Annotated in this window: 11 protein-coding genes; 7 read left to right on the plus strand and 4 right to left on the minus strand. The window is 40.3% G+C overall.

Translation table 11 applies throughout. From position 1 onward, the window contains the following. The first annotated feature begins 376 nt into the window (after positions 1 to 376). Positions 377 to 2,461 carry a M13 family metallopeptidase gene (locus tag Q4600_RS07875; RefSeq protein ID WP_303515017.1) on the plus strand — a complete coding sequence of 695 codons (2,085 nt, stop codon included), beginning with the start codon at positions 377 to 379 and terminating at the stop codon, positions 2,459 to 2,461. Positions 2,462 to 2,566: 105 nt separating this feature from the next. Here Q4600_RS07875 and Q4600_RS07880 read toward each other — a convergent pair whose 3' ends face one another. Continuing rightward, positions 2,567 to 3,550: an MDR family oxidoreductase gene (locus Q4600_RS07880; protein ID WP_303515020.1), complete on the minus strand. Its 984-nt coding sequence runs from the start codon at positions 3,548 to 3,550 to the stop codon at positions 2,567 to 2,569. Positions 3,551 to 3,598: 48 nt separating this feature from the next. Continuing rightward, positions 3,599 to 4,243 carry a TetR/AcrR family transcriptional regulator gene (locus Q4600_RS07885; protein WP_303515022.1) on the minus strand — a complete coding sequence of 215 codons (645 nt, stop codon included), beginning with the start codon at positions 4,241 to 4,243 and terminating at the stop codon, positions 3,599 to 3,601. 666 nt (positions 4,244 to 4,909) lie between these two features. On the opposite strand from Q4600_RS07885, the gene Q4600_RS07890 reads away from it, so the two are divergent. Next, positions 4,910 to 6,112 carry an ammonium transporter gene (locus Q4600_RS07890; RefSeq protein ID WP_303515024.1) on the plus strand — a complete coding sequence of 401 codons (1,203 nt, stop codon included), beginning with the start codon at positions 4,910 to 4,912 and terminating at the stop codon, positions 6,110 to 6,112. Positions 6,113 to 6,199: 87 nt separating this feature from the next. Here the strand turns inward: Q4600_RS07890 and Q4600_RS07895 are convergent, their stop codons facing one another. After that, positions 6,200 to 6,859, minus strand: a complete 660-nt coding sequence (locus Q4600_RS07895) for a nitroreductase family protein (RefSeq protein ID WP_102526523.1) — start codon at positions 6,857 to 6,859, stop codon at positions 6,200 to 6,202. A gap of 341 nt (positions 6,860 to 7,200) precedes the next feature. Here Q4600_RS07895 and Q4600_RS07900 point away from each other — a divergent pair, with 341 nt between their 5' ends. The 3 genes from Q4600_RS07900 to Q4600_RS07910 all read left to right on the plus strand — a co-directional run bounded on the left by Q4600_RS07900 (position 7,201) and on the right by Q4600_RS07910 (position 11,763). Next, positions 7,201 to 8,022 (plus strand): polysaccharide deacetylase family protein, encoded by an 822-nt coding sequence (locus Q4600_RS07900; RefSeq protein ID WP_303515028.1) that lies wholly within the window; start codon positions 7,201 to 7,203, stop codon positions 8,020 to 8,022. A gap of 209 nt (positions 8,023 to 8,231) precedes the next feature. Continuing rightward, positions 8,232 to 10,727, plus strand: a complete 2,496-nt coding sequence (locus Q4600_RS07905) for an EAL domain-containing protein (protein ID WP_303515030.1) — start codon at positions 8,232 to 8,234, stop codon at positions 10,725 to 10,727. Between the two features lie 157 nt (positions 10,728 to 10,884). Continuing rightward, positions 10,885 to 11,763, plus strand: a complete 879-nt coding sequence (locus Q4600_RS07910) for a patatin family protein (protein WP_303515032.1) — start codon at positions 10,885 to 10,887, stop codon at positions 11,761 to 11,763. A 259-nt stretch (positions 11,764 to 12,022) separates the two neighbouring features. Here Q4600_RS07910 and Q4600_RS07915 read toward each other — a convergent pair whose 3' ends face one another. Beyond that, positions 12,023 to 13,198 carry a patatin-like phospholipase family protein gene (locus Q4600_RS07915; protein ID WP_303515035.1) on the minus strand — a complete coding sequence of 392 codons (1,176 nt, stop codon included), beginning with the start codon at positions 13,196 to 13,198 and terminating at the stop codon, positions 12,023 to 12,025. An 879-nt stretch (positions 13,199 to 14,077) separates the two neighbouring features. Here Q4600_RS07915 and Q4600_RS07920 point away from each other — a divergent pair. Together Q4600_RS07920 and Q4600_RS07925 are read left to right on the plus strand one after the other, a co-directional pair. After that, on the plus strand, positions 14,078 to 15,757 hold the full coding sequence (locus Q4600_RS07920) for a hypothetical protein (RefSeq protein ID WP_198589517.1): 1,680 nt from the start codon (positions 14,078 to 14,080) through the stop codon (positions 15,755 to 15,757). Between the two features lie 270 nt (positions 15,758 to 16,027). Next, complete coding sequence (locus tag Q4600_RS07925; RefSeq protein ID WP_303515044.1) at positions 16,028 to 18,094, plus strand: carboxylesterase family protein; 2,067 nt, start codon at positions 16,028 to 16,030, stop codon at positions 18,092 to 18,094. Positions 18,095 to 18,160: the final 66 nt, after the last annotated feature.

The following is an 18,160-nucleotide window of genomic DNA, read 5'->3' on the forward strand; positions in this document are numbered from 1 at the left end:
ACAAATAGCTAAAACCCGCCCAAATTTAACATCAACCAAACAAATTATTCACGCAAAACCAACCAACTAGAAACACAAAAGGCACATCACAAGGGGGAGTGACAAACATATTAAGTTGATAATATCGCGATATTTTTCAGAACTGGGGGGATAAACTTAGTGATTGTCCGCGCCTAAAATCTAGGCTGATATTGAAATTACTCAATAAAAACAAGATTTGCTAACAATTATTAAATTGACTTTTTTCTTCAGTCTAAGAGTATGGATAGGTTTTTTACCGATAAAGCCCACTTTCGTTAAAATACCCATAAAAAATAACATCGAATAATTATAAAAATATAAACCGATTCCATCCTTTGTAAGGAAGCAGACAACAATGAAAAAAACACTGATCGCAATTGCACTGGCCTCAACATTTTTGAGCGCTTGTGGCACTTCAGATGTAAAAACCACAGATAACGCCACAGATAAAGTTAAAGCAGCAGTCGCCACCCTAACCCAAAAAGCTGAATTGGGTGATTTCGGCGTTGATTTAACCGCCCGTAATGAAGCTGTTAAACCAGGTGATGATTTCTTTATGTATGCCAGCGGTACTTGGTATGACAATTTTGAAATGCCTGCTGATAAAACTCGCTACGGTGCATTTACCGCATTAGGTGAACGCAGCGAGCAGCAAGTCAAAGAAATCATTGATGATATCGCAAGCCGCAGCGACCTAAATGCTGAAGAGCAATTAATTGCTGACTTTTATCAGTCTTATATGGACACAGATACCATCAACAAACTGGGCATCAGCCCAATTCAAGGTACTTTAGACACCATTACAGCGATCAAAAATACCGATGACTTAACCCAAGTTTTTGGTAATGCATGGCTAACCGATGCTGAATCGCCAATTTCTGGTGGTATGTGGTTTAACCGTCTTGATCCAAACCAGTATGAATTATCAATTGGTGCCGGTGGTTTAGGTCTTCCAGATCGTTCTTACTACCTAGAAGATAGCGAGCGTTTTGTAAAGATTCGTAGCGCCTACGTAAACCATATTGCTGAAATGCTTGCTTTTGCAGGCATTAAAGATGGCCAAGCTCGCGCTGAAGCGATTGTGGCATTAGAAACTAAAATAGCTGAAGGTCAATGGCCACGTGAAAAACGTCGTAACCGTGATTTAACCTTAAATCAGGTAAAACGTGCTGACTTAAACAATGAATACCCTAACTTCAACTGGGACTTATTCTTTGAGCAATCAGGTTACCAAATACCACAGCTTAACGTTTCTCAGCCTGAGCCTATCAAGGCAATGATTGAGTTGGTTAATAATCAGCCACTCAATGTATGGCAAGATTACCTCACCTTCCACACTGTCAGTAACAATGCAGGTTTATTATCGGAAGATATCTACAATGCTAGCTTTGCGTTTTACGGCAAAGAACTCAGCGGTCAAGAGGAGCCTAAGCCACGTTGGAAGCGCGCTGTCGCTGAAATGTCTGGTACTCAGTCACTTGGTTTTGCAATCGGTAAAGTCTATGTTGCTCGCTACTTCCCTGAGTCATCTAAGCAACAAATGGCTGAGTTAGTAGAAAACCTTCGATCTGCATTAGGCCAACGCATTGATGGTCTTGATTGGATGGGCGATGAAACTAAAGTGAACGCTCACGCTAAGCTAGCTGCCTTCAAGCCTAAAATTGGTTACCCTGATGTGTGGCAAGAGTTTGATGGATTAGCACTGACTAACAAAGATTTGCTAAGCAATATCAAAAATCTACGTCAGTACTTCCATGCCGATAGCGTTGCTAAAGAGCTGAAGAAAACCGATCGTAATCGTTGGGGCATGACCCCGCAATTTGTCAATGCTTATTACAATAGCTCATTTAACGAAATTGTATTCCCAGCGGCAATTTTACAACCGCCATTCTTCGATCCCAATGCTGATCCTGCTGTGAATTACGGTGGTATTGGCGCAGTTATTGGCCATGAAATGGGCCATGGCTTTGATGACCAAGGTTCTAAGTCTGATGCTAATGGTATTCAGCGTAACTGGTGGACTGATAGCGACCGTGCTGCATTTGAAGCGAAAGCAGATATGCTTGCCGCCCAATACAGTCAATATGAGCCTATCCCTGAAAACTTCGTTAATGGCCGTAATAGCTTAGGCGAAAACATTGGTGATGTTGGTGGTCTATCTATGGCATATCACGCTTACCAGTTAAGTTTAAATGGCAAAGAAGCACCAATTATCGACGGATTAACTGGCGATCAGCGTTTCTTCTTAGCTTGGGCACAAGTGTGGAAAGAAAAACGCACCGAACAAAGCATGTTAAGCCAGCTTCGCGCCGGTACCCATGCTCCAGGTCGATACCGCGCATTAGCACCACGTAACCATGATGCATGGTACAAAGCATTTGACGTTAAGCCTGGTGACAAACTGTATTTACCTGAAGGTGAGCGTGTTCGCATCTGGTAATCAGTTAACCATTCAAACGTGAGTTTCCATATTGAACTCGCACAAAAAAGCCAGTCACTGACTGGCTTTTTTATTAACTCATTAAGGCGGTATTAAATCGAAATTTTATTTCGCTAGCTTCACCACTACACGGCCACGCACCTTGCCAGCAACCAGATCATCAGCGGTATTAATCACTTCATCTAAACTGATTTCTTTGGAAATATCATCAAACATTTCCGGCTCGATAATCTCAGCCAAACGCTGCCAAGCCTCTAACCTATCTTCAAGTGGGCGCATGACGCTGTCGATACCCGCTAATGTCACCCCGCGTAAAATAAATGGCATCACTGAAGATGGAAAATCCATTCCCTGGGCTAAACCACACGCTGCCACTGTGCCGCCATATTGGGTACTAGCACAAATGTTTGCCAAGGTATGACTCCCTACAGAATCAATCGCACCAGCCCAACGTTCTCTCGCTAATGGACGACCAGACTCTGATAAAGTATGACGATCAATCACCTCTGTAGCGCCTAACTTTTCTAGATAAGCGGATTGATCAGCACGACCTGTTGAAGCCACAACTTTATAACCAAGCTTGGCTAGAATAGCGATAGCAAAGCTCCCAACTCCGCCATTGGCGCCTGTTACTAATACTTCACCTTTATCCGGTGTCACACCGTTTTTTTCAAGTGCAATAACAGACAGCATGGCCGTATAACCTGCAGTACCAATTGACATAGCTTGTCTTGGCGTAAACGCTGCTGGAAGCGGAATTAACCATTCACTTTTTAAACGTGCCTTTGTCGCTAAGCCACCACAGTGAACTTCGCCAACTCCGAAACCATTAAGTAGCACATGGTCGCCTTGAGTAAATTTATCACTATCTGATTGCTCAACCACACCGACTAAATCAATACCCGGGATCATAGGAAACTGCCTAACAACCGGTCCTTTGCCGGTAATCGCCAAAGCATCTTTGTAATTTACCGTGCTATAAAGTACCTTCACGCTAACATCGCCTTCAGGTAACAGACTTTCATCAATTGCTTTAACTTCTGCGTGATAACCTTGGTCATCTTTTTCAATCAATAAACCATTAAACATGGTGTCTCCTTAATATAGACCGAGCGTCTATAAATAGTTAAAAAATTTTTATCGCGGTAATCCAGCAATAAAAAACTCGAGGTAATTCTGTAAAGGTTGGGTGCTTTGAACTAGCTTAGCGCGACTTACCGCACCTTCCCAGCCAACCCAAAACTGTTCAGCAAGTAATTCACAATTTGCACTTTGTGCGATTTCACCTTGAGCTTTAGCCGCCTCAAGACAAATGGATAACCTTTGTTGCCAATCTAAAAATATATCAATCAACTGCTGGCGATAGCTTTCAGGCAGCAAGTCCACTTCTTGGCCTAAATTGCCCACTAAACAACCTCGTTTAAACTCAAATCGCGCCATGCCAGTTTTGGCGCTTTCTACAAATTGGCCAATACGTGCTAAGGGCGAATAGGCTTGTTCTAACAAGTGCTTATCAAGTTTGTGCGCAAAATAAGTCGCATAATTGTCAATCACAACCTGACCAAACTCTTCTTTACTGGAAAAGTAATAATAGAAAGATCCCTTAGGCACGCCTACTTTTCGCAATATTTGATCAATCCCTGATGAAGCAAAACCTTTTTCGGTCAGCTGCTCAAGGCCGCTGCGAATTAACTCAGCGCGAGTATCTTGATTGTCTCTTGCAGCCTTTGGTGGTCGACCTCGACGAGGTTTAGCCGCTTTTACCAGTTGTGATTCTGTCATGGCTTAATATTAGACCGATCGTCTAGCTAAATACAAGTATCGTCTGCAATCTCAATCCAAATTTGAGAATTTGATCGCAAATGATCTCTTAAAGGAAAAAAGGTAGTCGCAAGCTATAGAACAAAACTGGATTGAACAAAGCTTGATTGAAACAAGTCTCATAAATTACAGTTCAAATCATGCTAGAACTTGCTAAGGATATTCGTCAATCTTAAGCCATTCATTTTGTGGCTTAGTGTTTAACTCTTATATTAGTGTTTAACTCTTATATTAGTGTTTAACTCTTATATTAATGTTTAACTCTTATATTAATGATTAACCTTTGTGATAGCTTAACTTTTTGATAGCTTAACTTTCTGATAGTTAAACTTTGCGATCGCATAAATCCATTTTCACTATCATAAAATCTATTTGCACTATCATGAAACCAGCTTGCACCAAGTTGAATCATTAAAGCCTTAAAACTGCCCTTAAAAATCGAAACTCAACCAAAAGACTCACAACTATCGCACCTCTATAGCTCATCGAACTCACTGTTAGCACAGTAATTTTACTTACCTGCACCAATAACGAACCTGCCAAGCGTAACATTTTTACAACATGGGAATAATTCTTGCTTCACTAAGCCTATGAATTTTAATAAGAGAATAGCTTTGGGGAGCATAAATGGACAATATTAGTGACGCAATCGGGGTCATTGCACAAAGTGCAGACACCCTTTTTATCCTACTTGGTGCAATTATGGTGCTTGCGATGCACGCAGGCTTTGCATTTTTAGAGGTTGGTACCGTTCGACACAAAAACCAAGTTAATGCATTAGTTAAAATCTTAACTGATTTCGCATTTTCAGCTGTCGCCTACTTCGTCATAGGTTATCAAATTGCTTATGGTAGCCACTTTTTTGTTAGCGCCGACACGCTAGCAGCAAATAATGGCTATGACTTAGTGAAGTTCTTTTTCCTATTAACGTTCGCGGCAGCGATTCCAGCGATCGTATCAGGCGGTATTGCTGAACGTGGCAGTTTCCGTCCATTCTTGTTTGCATCAGCGTTAATTGTTGCCTTTGTTTATCCACTTTTCGAAGGGATTATTTGGAATGGTAACTATGGTTTTCAAGCATGGCTTGGCAGTACTTTTGGCGCTGAGTTTCACGACTTTGCAGGTTCAGTTGTCGTCCATGGCATGGGCGGCTGGTTAGCGTTAGTCGCAGTTTACTTTTTGGGTGTCCGTGGTGGTCGTAAACCAGGGGTAGCCTTTGCACCTTCAAACATTCCGTTTCTTGCATTGGGTTCATGGATCTTAATCGTTGGTTGGTTTGGCTTTAATGTCATGTCAGCACAAACCTTAGATGGCATTAGTGGCCTGGTAGCATTAAATAGCTTAATGGCCATGGTGGGCGGCACTATTATTGCGCTTATTGTCGGTAAAAATGACCCCGGATTTATTCATAATGGTCCACTAGCAGGCTTAGTCGCTGTTTGTGCAGGTTCTGATTTAATGCATCCTATTGGCGCTTTCGTGGTAGGCGGGGTTGCTGGCGGACTGTTTGTATTTGTGTTCACTAAGCTTCAGCGCAGCACTAAAATTGATGATGTCTTAGGTGTATGGCCACTTCATGGTTTATGTGGTGTTTGGGGCGGTATTGCAGCGGGTATATTTGGCCAACAAAGTCTTGGCGGCCTTGGTGGTGTAAGCGTTATGTCGCAACTTGTCGGCACTGCTGCTGGCGTCGTATTCGCTGTAGTTGGTGGATTCATCGTTTATGGCGTCGTCAATAAAGTATCTAGCTTACGTTTAAGCCAAGAAGATGAATATATCGGCGCTGACTTAGCCATTCATAAAATTGGCTCCACCAATGCAGACAAATAACCGAAATCAATAAAACCATTCTTGTACTGATTTTCAGTAACAAAAAAGCTCAAGCAATGGCTTGAGCTTTTTATTGAAATCTGACAATTATAAAACTGTAATGACGTCAGCTTCTGGTAAGCGGGCTTTCGGTAAGCCTTTGTTATAATCTTCGCCGTCTTTGTGGTAACCAATCGCTAACGCGAATTGACACACATAACCGCCTAATTCTTCATTAAAAATCTCACCAATTAAATCCGGGTCAACCCCTTCCATTGGCGTTGAATCAATACCTAAGCGAGCAAGTACATGCAAAGTATTACCAATTGCTATGTAAGTTTGTGCCTTAGTCCAGCCACCATTATAACCATTCTCATCGGTATTAAGGTCCACAAAACCAAAAGCTCCGTTAAGCATGTTGTCATACATTTCAGCAGGTAAATGACCTGAAGATACTTCAACATCAACGACTTTTCTGTAGTCATCTTTTGTGAAATTAGGGTTATGAGCGAACATAATAATATGTGACGCTTCAGTCGCATGTGGTTGGTTAAACTGATGCATATTAGCAAATGTGTCGTGGAAACGTTGTTTTGCTGCATCGCTCTCAAGCACAATGAATTTCCATGGCTGTGAGTTAATAGAGGAAGCTGATAAACGAATAGCTTCTTTAAGCACAGTCATATCTTCAGCCGAAATACGCTTTGATGAATCGTATTTTTTAGCAGTGTAACGGCTGTTTAAATCTTTAATAATTTGGTGAGACATGATGATTTTCCTCATTGAACGATGTCGATGGAGTGCATATTAAAGATCATTACGAAAGAGAAAAAGAGCCGATAGCTCCAATCATTATGGTCTTAATCATCCACAATGAACCACTTTGTTGTTCCAATTTGTTTTCTAGTGAAAATTACCGCCATAATAACAAGCGCGCTTTTAGGACTGTTATAAGTAGCGGGTTACTGTTTGAGGATCTATTTAAAAAATAACATTCACAATGCCTATAGCCATAACTATGACAATGACAATAGCCATGACCTGACAATAGCCATGCTATAGCCCATTCATGCATCATGGTAAAAATCAAAGCTCAAGGAATAGCGAAAATGAAATCACCAACTTGGACCTTAATGGCTGCTTTTATCACAGCAACCTGCTCGATGAGTCTGTCTTACTCTGTTCACTCAACCGACATAGAGTCCGATTTCACTTGGCCAGCTAATTATCAAGCCGCTGTCAGTCTGTCCTATGATGATGCGTTAATGAGTCAATTAGCCCATGCTATTCCAGCACTGGATAAATATGGCTTTAAAGCCTCTTTTTACCTCACCTTAGCAAATCCCGGTACACAGCAAGGAATGGAGCAATGGCGCTCCGTAGCCGCTAATGGTCATGAGCTAGGTAATCACACCATTTTTCACCCTTGTAGTAAAAGTCAAAAAGACCGTGACTGGGTTGCCGCTTATCATGATATCGACACTAAAACCTTGACTCAGATACAGCAAGAAATCAGCGTCGCCAATACTTTTCTGCAAGCAATAGATAGCCAAATCAGTCGCACATTTACTATTCCCTGCGGCGATACTGAAACCGCTGAAGGTAATTATGTCGAGGTAATAAGAAACGATTTCGTGGCGATTAAAGGCTTTAATCCGCAGTATGATGCCAAATTTGATTTGTTGTTGATGCCCGAAAATGTCAGTGGTGAAACGCTGATTAACTTTGTAAAAAAAGCCCACAGACAAGGTGGCATCGCCAATATCTTGTTTCATGGAATTGAAGGAGATTACTTAACTGTCAGTAATCAAGCTCATGATGAATTATTGCAGTATTTAAGTGATAACCGAGAAACGCTATGGGTCGATAATTACCGAAATATTATGCAATATGTAAAGCTCAAGCATCAACCACTCAATCCCCAAGAATAAGCTAAATGATCGATCACTCATACTGCTGAAGCAAAAAGTGATTTATTCGTCTTTTCAACCATTTTCCAGTCGGTCGAAAACCGATAGTTAGACACACTTCAAACTTTAATAAATTAACTGATATTTATACTTTTTTTCTAAATAAGCCTGTGATTTTTGTTCTATACTGAATTTAAGCTAATCTCGGTGTAAAAGGATTTACAAAGATAATGATGGTGTTATGGAATGACCAGAAACTGATTAATTTAATTAAGTTTGCACCTGCCTTAACAGTGTGCTTTTTCATGATTATTATTAATATTGTCATCATCAGTGACAACCAAGAAAAAGCCAACAACAGTATAATATCCCTCAGAGAAGACGTCATTTCTCGCCAAAAACAAGAAATCAAACAGCAAGTCAATCAAGTTATAAACATCATTGAATTCAAAAAAAGTGCAGCGCTTTCACAGCTAAAAAACCTATCTAGAATGCGAGTAAATGAAGCCCACGCTATTGCTCTCAATATCTTTAATATCAACCAAGATAAACCTGAATCAGAAGTCAAAAAAATGATTGTTGATGCATTAAGGCCGATTAGGTTTAATGATGGCAGAGGTTATTTTTTTATTTTCCAAATGGATGGCATAAATGTACTACACGGATTAAAACCTCATTTAGAAAACACCTCAGTATGGAACGCTCAAGATCTTCGTGGGACTTATATCCTGAAAGAACACATCCAGAAAATACAGCTGCATAACGGTGAAGCTTTTTATCATTGGTGGTATCAAAAACCTGGTTTTCCTGCTAACCAAGAGTTCGAAAAAGTGGGCTATGGCAAACAATTTGGCCCCTATGACTGGTTTATCGGCACAGGCGAATATCTCGCCGATGTAGAAGAAGATATTAAAGATACCCTCCTAAACTGGATTTCTGAATATGATGACGACAAACATCAGCGTGTCTTCATTATTAATAAGAGTGGTCATCCACTGGCCAACCCTATCAGCCATCAACGACATGACTTCGTCGAACACCATGAGCACACGACTCAAGAATTAGTCAATCAGTTGCTCTCTCAAGTTAGCATTGAGGGGAATTTCATGGAATTTGATTTAGCTAATTTAACCAAAGAAAAAAGAGCCCCTGTTGAAATTAGTTATGCCAAATTACTTGAGCCATGGGGCTGGGTTGTCGGGGCACATTTCAATTCACATGACTTTGAAAAGTATCTGAATAATAAACAAGAAAAATTGCTTCTAAATAACCATGAAAAACTGATGAAGGTGCTAACTTTAAGTATTCTATCGACCTTTTTTATGGTGGGAGGCTGCCTATTCGCCAGTAATTTAATTGCTAAAAGATTTAAAAAGTTCAAGTTTCAAATTGAGAAAGACTTTAAAAGGTTAGAAAACTCCAAAGCCACCATGAAGCATATGGCGATGCATGATGGCCTCACAGGGTTTCCTAATCGATTATGCTTCGTAGAGCATATTGCTAAAGGGATCAAAACCGCTAACAAAAAGCATAAAAAACTCGCGGTATTATTGATTGATATCGATAATTTTAAAAAAATTAATGATGTTTATGGCCATTCAGTTGGGGATGAATTACTCAAAGAAGTGAGCCGAAACATAGAACAATCTATAGTGTCAGAAGACACAGCTTCACGCTTTGGCGGAGACGAGTTCGCATTTTGCTTTCCAAACTTAGACAACATTCATCAAGTGCATCAAAAAGTTGTCTTGATCCAGGATATCTTTAATCGAGAATATAGCTTGAATGACAATCATCATGAGATTAAAGGTAGCATTGGGATCAGTATGTATCCCTCTGACAGCCAAGACCCTGAAGGGTTAATTCGTAAAGCCGATATTGCACTTTATAAATCCAAAGCCAAATTGAATGGTTTGGTCAATTTCTTTGATGAAGAGGTCGATGCTCAAATAACTTATGAATATCAACTTGAAGAACAGCTAAGATCCGCTTTAGCCAAGAATGAAATTAGCGTCTTATATCAACCTCAAATCACCACAAATTCTAAAAAACTGCAGAGTGTTGAAGCATTAGCCCGTTGGAACAATCCAATACTGGGTAACATCTCACCAGAAATTTTCATTAATATTGCCGAGAAAACAGGCCTAATAAACAGCATAGGTTTGTTTATATTCCGTAAAACCTGTGAAGATATTTTAGCCATCTCACCCAATGGCGATAGTGCGATCCGTGTGGCTATTAATATTTCTCCCCATCAATTATTGGATATCAATTTTGCCGAATCGATTACTCAAATAGTTAATGAGGTCCATATTGATCAGCAACGTATTACATTAGAAATTACTGAAAACTTAGTGTTGAAAGATTTAAAAAAGACATCCATTATTTTAAATGAATTAAAAGCACTAGGATTTGGTATTTCCCTTGATGATTTTGGTACAGGATATTCTTCATTAAGCTATTTAAATGAACTGCCAATAACTGAAATCAAAATAGATCGCTGTTTCATTAATAATATGATCAGCAGCCCTCAAAGTAATGCCCTAGTCAAAGCCATTTTAGCTATAAGTGAAGCTTACGATATCAAAGTTGTCGCTGAAGGCGTCGAAGAAAAAGAACAGTTTTCAACTTTAAAATCATATGGTTGTGAACTAATACAAGGTTACTACTTCGATAAACCCTTAACGTTAGCGCAATTAGAATCAAAATACTTCCATAAACACTAAAACCTTAATAAGTACTCAGCCCTGGGTACTGTCTGCAACTCTATCTGAGATTGAAGTGATTGAGTCTTTACTCTATGGTGATTAACATAGAAAGCGACTTTCTAATTAAAGCCTAATAGCTAATGTACATAACTCAATAAATAACTAAATAATCAAAATGAAACCAGTTAACACACGCATGGATACCAATTTACTTCAGCCATCTCCCCCACCTCACGCCTTGATTGTAGAAGGTGGTGCCATGCGAGGGATTTTTGCCTCAGGAGTGTTAGATCGTTTTATTGATTTAAACCATCGCCCTTTTGATTTTTGTATCGGTGTTTCCGCTGGTTCAACTAATCTCGCCTCTTGGCTTTCAAATCAAAAGCAACGAAATTACCGTATTATCACCCACTACTCATGCTTGCCTGAATTCATTGATTTAAAACGTTTTATTAAAGGTGGACACTGGCTAGACCTAAACTGGTTATGGGATATTCTTGCCAAAGAATGTCACTTTGATATGGACACCTTTAGCCAACAACCGGTCCCACTATTTGTGGTCACAACAGACATTACTACTGGAAAAGCGGTTTATATTAAAAGTAATGCTGACAATATCGAACATATCTTAAAAGCATCATGTTCAGTACCTATCGCATTTAGAGATTTTCCAGCCTATCAAGGCAGCCCCATGACAGATGGCGGTATCGCTGACTCGATTCCAATTATCAAAGCCTACGAAATGGGAGCGAAAGAAATCACTGTCGTGCTATCAAGGCCACTGGGTTACCGAAAAAAATCCCCGAAACTACCTTGGCTAATAAAGCGTGCATTAAAAGCTCACCCACAATTAGCCAATGCAATGGTCAATCGTGCCAATAGTTATAATAACGCGATTGATTTTATTCAGTCACCCCCCCTGGATTGCAAAATCAATGTTATCGCTCCACCAGCAGAATTCAATGTTGGCCGTCTAACCACAGATAAAGCCATCTTAGAGTCTGGTTATCAAATGGGCATTGATGCCGCCAATCTAACAGTTGATAACAGTTGAACCGGTAAACTCAGCCTTAAATAATATCTGCCTTAAACAATATCATCCTTAAAAAATAGACAAAAAAAACCGGACATAAAGTCCGGTTAACGTGTTGCTTCCGTGCACTGGTTACGAAAAAAATGCCTTAAGGCAAGTTGGCTATTCGTGACACCACAAAACATGATAACGAACGCCAATAACCAACGAGTAGATTGATAATTTAGTGATTGCTTTTCTTATACTAATTATGGGTAAAACATACTTATAACGGTGTTACTTATGGCAGTTCTTGTGACCACACGGTGTCATTTACCACCTTGTCAAAGCCATACTGGTAAAGCGCTTTCATGTATTCAAGGTCAAACATTGCTTTGGTTTTTGATGGCGCTGAAAACTCATCATCAACATAGGTAAAACGTAAATCGATTTGCTGAAGTTCACTATCGTAAAGCATCTTGTATAAGTCTCCACGACTTTGCAGTACGGTTAAGCTTTTTAAACTGCGGGTTAGGAGTTTCATGCCTTTATCTGGCGTCGGTTCATAGGGCATATTAAACATGCCGTTGCGAATGACATGAATATAAGGCTGCTGTGTTAACCCTAAAGCTTTGGACACTTTGTTAAAGTCAGTTTGAGTCGGTTCAAAGAACATTTGCGCCGATAAACCGCCATCTACATGTAATTCTTCGTACTGCTCACCTTGATAATTCACTTGAATGAACTGCGGCGGAAAAACCCCAGGAATTGACGAACTAGCAGCAATAATCTGATGAATTAAAGCCTGTTTATTTTCTATATCGCTATTGGCAATTTGACCAATATTCCAAATTGATAAACGACCTGAATCAAATTGAGTGGTGCCAATAAAGAGTCGACGACCCGCTTGATGTTGCTTGGCGATTTGCTCAATCATTTCTGGGTTATATACATGGGTAATAAACTCGAACATATTGTCGCCATTGCTAAACCCATCTTTGAATAACGTATTTAAAAAATTACGTTTACCAATCACTTCTTTATCTGTGATACCTAACATGACTTCTTTTAGTCGAGGAACTTCATCGCCACCTAAAAATGCAAATGGTGCAATAAGAGCCCCTGCGCTCACGCCTGTTACAATGGTGTATTGCTCAAGTTTATCTTGTTCATATAAGCCATTTACGATACCAGTACCAAACGCACCTTTAGCACCTCCCCCCGATAGCACGAGAATATTTAACGCATCACCTTGAACCTTCAGTGGAGTTGATTTGTTAAGCTCTGAATATAAAAAATCATCCTGCTCACCGGCCCAAAAACGTAAAGGTTCTTTCGATGTATTATCGGCAATATCACCAACGATAGCCTGTTCATATCCTTTTTCAGGAATACGAATATCTAGTGTATGCGTCGTGCTACAGCCCATTAAAATGGTCACTAACAATAATGCAGCTAATTTCTTAATATGAGTCATGCTATCTCTCTTTTGGTCTGTATAGCGACATGCATCTCACTCGTTTAACTGTTTTTATTAGCAGTAAACAGGAAGGCTTATCGTTCAATAAACGGGGTTATATCTGTTATGACTAATTACCCCCTAATAAGCACACCATGGTGTATTTATTTTAAGGCTAACGTCATATATGCAGCTTGAATTGGGGCACTATAAAGACAAACTAGCCTGCACTTAAATCACGTTTGTAGGATTAAACCCTCGCCTAGAACATCCATACCTTTAACTCTCTTGCTGAGTATTTTGGCTTGCTCCAATAAAAAATAACAAATCAAATCACCACCTCTTCCAAGAGTCATCTTCCGTTTAAAAGCACAAAACCTTAGCTAAGCGTTTAAAGCTAAGCGACTAAAGCTAAGCGGCTATAACTAAGCGCCTTAGGCTAAATCTTTAAAGTTAAGCGTCTATAACTAAGCGACTAAAGCTAAGCGGCTAGAACTAAGCGACTAAAACTAAGCGCCTAGAACTAAGCGACTAAAACTAAGCGATTAAAACTACGCCCTTAAAACCAATCGACGATTGGCAATTGGTTAATTGCCATTCAGCTCAATTAACTCGCTCCCACGACTTAATAAAGAACAAATAACCCTCAGCGAGCAAAAAACAACCTGAGGGTTTCATCCTACAAACGCGATTAACTTAAATTAATGTCTCCCCCTAGAATGCTCGCCAACACATTAAGACCGATGCAATTTCAACAATGTAACAAGATGAGCAGCACATAAAGATGCGCCACTTTAAGCAGAAATTGTATGGGGTTCACAACTGACCAAGGTTCGTTAGTTGATATCAATAACGATTGAATACGCATAGTTTTGCGGTTCAATAGGAGTATTAGACATGAGCTTTACAAAGAACTGGATGACATCATTCCCAATGCAAGTATTAACCCTTGGTATAGGCTTGTTGGCACTCAATTATCCAGTGCATGCATTTGCTGAAGATACGCAAATCGAAGTCGTTAAACAGCAAGAACAAATTTTGACTGGCAGAGCTATTTTTGCAAAGTACGGTATTGCTGATGATCTACCTAAGCTTGGCTTAAGCTCATTAGCGCAAGGTGAGCACTTGGTCGAGCATGTAAGCCGCACAACTAAAGTGGGTGACCAAGAGCGTCGTTCAGAAGTCTTCTTGGTTCAAAATACTGATGAGAAAGGCAACATTGACCTTAGGATTAAATACGATCCATCCAAGGTTGATGAAAATGAAGACATCATCAATGAAATTGAAGCCAACACCAAAATTGAGTATCGCTTACGTAAATATGCCCAAAGCTACGATCCAAACTCTGTTACTGCAACTGAGCTGGGTAATGGTCAGGTAGAAATTGCATTTAACTATTCAAAATTTGGCTTACCACAAGACATCGCTTATTTCCGTTTTATGCGAGTTAAAATCATTGCGGAAAACAATCAACCAGTGCGTATGGTTATTAAAAATACTCGTGATTTTGCATACCAAAATTTTCGAATTAATGACTATCAACAAGTGGTTGATTTTGAGGTTCACGATGAAGGCGTCAGAATTAAGCAAAAGCACATCCAAGCTATTGGCATGAATAAAAAAGCCCAACCTGTGAGTGTTACTACCTTGGTTGAACCTGTGGTTTTTTACGATGATGAAACACACTCTAAAGTGCTAAACGAAGCACGTTTATCACAGGTATCTGATCCGAGATACAAAGAGGAAAGCGTAAAGTTAGACAGAGTCTTTCCTTTAATGAGTGACATGGTTCGCCAGCAAGGCATTGATGTGCCTTTACCGTTTGGTATCTCTATGGCGTACCGCAACCAAGATATGAACTTTGGCTTTACTGACTTTGACATTATGGGCATTAAGTTAAATGAGCTATTCGATCCCTATAAATCGGTAGCCCAAGTGAATGCTGAAACATTAACTTTACGCGGTGAAATGAACATCCTGCCATTTTGGAATGTGTTTGGGTACTACGGAAAACTGAATGTTGATGCCCAGGTTGATGCGGAGTACACCGGTGAAATTGGTCGCCAACTACAAGATGCACTGAATAACAAACTACCAGGATTAGGTAACGCACTATGTGATGAGCTATCTGCATTATGTAACTCGGGCACATTATCAGTGCCACTTGATTTACATTATGACTTAGCCGGTATCGGTACGACTTTATCAGTTGGCTACAAACAGCTTTTTGCCTCAGTAACAACCACTTACACCAAAACAAAAATGGAAGGTAGTGATAAATGGAGCGACGGTATCTTAACGATTCAACCTATGTTGGGTTACCAATTAGCTGATTACCGTGCACAAATTTTTGTTGGTGCTGAGTATCAAGACTTAAATCCGAATATGGAAGGCACGATTGCTGGTGTTGAACTAGGCGGAGAAGAATTTTTCTATAACGTCGGCGTAGACCTAAACAAATGGGCTTACTTAATCGGATTTAACAAGCAATTTGGCAAAAACTACAACCTGAGTGTGCTTTACAACAAAGGCGAAACACGTAACTCATTTACGGTTAACTTTGGCTACCACTTCTAAATATTAATTGTTCGACAAAGCACATGACGAGCTAGCCAACTAAAGGCTAGCTCAATATCACTGACTATGGCTATGTAGGCTGAAAACTCAATGAGGACTCCATCCTACATATGCGATTACAGATAGATAGCTTGAGCAATTATTATACACCCACATTCACTGACAGCGCAGCCAACAGACCTTAACAATAATCAGTAAGCCTAACTTGGCGAACTGCTGGCTACGTCAACAGCCTAGCTTATAACAGCTAGAGTATTACAGGATACAACGATGACTTTGTTCAATAAAACACTACTAGCCGTTACCATTACACTGACTTTAGCCGCTTGCGGTAGTGATAGTGATGAGACGCCAGAAACAACACCGACTCCACCACCACAACTTCAGCCGTTACCACCTGAAGAAGTCAGCCTTGAAATCGGTAACAGCATTATTACAGCAACAAAAGAATCTCACGTAGTCACTTCAAGTGACGGCGAAGAGTCTTTAGCCAGCATTGAAAGCTTTAAAGGCATTACTTACGCAACAGCAGAACGATTTGTTCACAGCGGCGTAAGCGACATGACAACTGAAGTTAATGCCACAGAGTTTGGTTTTGCTTGTCCCCAGCTTAAAACCACACAGGAACTGCAATCTGAAGATTGTTTAAGCCTTAATATTTGGCGTCCTGCAGATGTCGCAGAAGAGACATCATTACCTGTTTATGTATTTATTCATGGTGGCGATTTCGAGTCTGGTGCAGGTTCTGAACCGCTTATTCATGGCGATACCGTTGTCGCTCAAGGTACAGCTGAAGGTAACCCATTTATTGCCATTACCCTTAACTATCGTTTAGGCATGTTAGGCAGCCACTGGCTGAAAGATTCGCAGGGCGGCAACTATGGCCTTGGCGACCAAAAAACAGCCCTTAAGTGGATTAACCAAAACATCGCAGAATTCGGCGGTGATATTGAAAATGTCACCTTAATGGGTCAAGGCGCTGGCGCTATGTCTGTCGGTATTTTACAGCAAACTGACACCGAAGAGCCGATGTCAGGTGAGTACTTTACTCGCGCGATTATGCAAAGTAATCCAGCAGGTTTCGATTATCGTAGTTACGACCAAGCAGAAGATTTTGCCGATAAAATAGCAGATTATCAGGCCGAAATGCCTGAGCTTGACCAAGTTGATTTAAAAGATTTGCCACTTGATCAATTGTTAGAAGTACAAAGAAAAGCATCATCAGCGCTTTCGCGCATTGGCGACTGGACTGGATTATCTTGTGTTGACTTAGACAACTTAGTTGGCAGTGGTATTTGTTTAACCAGTAAGGTTTCAAATGAAACGACGCCATTGGCAAACTTAATGCCTTTCGCGCCTTACATTGAATATAAAAAACCGATTTTTGGTTCAACCATTAAAGGTTATCACTTAAGAACTCAGCCAGCACTTGATCACTTCACTGTGCCAACGGTTGTGGGGTCAAACACTGACGAAGCTAGCAGCACCGCTATGCTGCCAAGCTTAACGTTTTTAATTCCAACCATTATTAACTTAATGACTGAAGATGACCAAGATTTAATCGAGCAAGGCGATGTTAACCAAAACATGATTGAGTGGCTTGCAGACAAAAATAACATGGCATTAGTAGAGCAAGAAATAGCCCAACTAACTGCTGATGATATTAAAGCGCAAGTCGAACTTGGCGATATTTTACCAAGCTCTGCATACGAGGCGATTACCAAGTTTTACTTTGGTTTAGGTAATGGTGACACCACGAATGGCTTATTAGGCTTAACTGATTTTTACCCAAACAAAGAAGGTGAAGTGTCAGGCGCGTTAGCCAACATGAAGCAGTTTAAAATGATGTTGAATGACGTGTTATTTGCAGGACCTGCACGTAAACAGGCTCGCGACAGCCAAGAGGATAATGTAGAAGCGACCTTTTACCAATTTGGTTATCACGCAAGCTTTAACGTATGGACTTACAATACCGATGGACAAGAAGGCGCTGTGGATATTGGCGATGTACTTAAGACTGTAAGCTGTATTAGCGGTGCTTGTAATGCATCAGAACTGCCATTTGTGTTTAACAAACCGTTAAAACTGGATGGTTCTTCAGTAAAAGTAAGCACTAAAGACCAAGCATTGATGGATAGAATGTCTCGTCTATGGTTCAGCGATGAGCTGTTTAACGACTACCAATACAACAGTGACAGCGTACTTGTGTTTGATGAAGATGGCGTTGAAACCTTCACCCAAGATTGGGATAGCAAACAACCAGGCGTCGACCCAGAATTACGCGGCGGTCGCCTACAAGGACTAGAAAACCTAAATCTAATATTAGGTTACATGTAAGCATTAACCAGGTGTCTAGCACAACACACTAATGACATGTTAATAAGGCCAGTTCGCTGGCCTTTT

Origin of the sequence: Shewanella sp. 2_MG-2023 (assembly GCF_030548905.1) — a bacterium.
GTDB lineage: Bacteria > Pseudomonadota > Gammaproteobacteria > Enterobacterales > Shewanellaceae > Shewanella > Shewanella electrodiphila.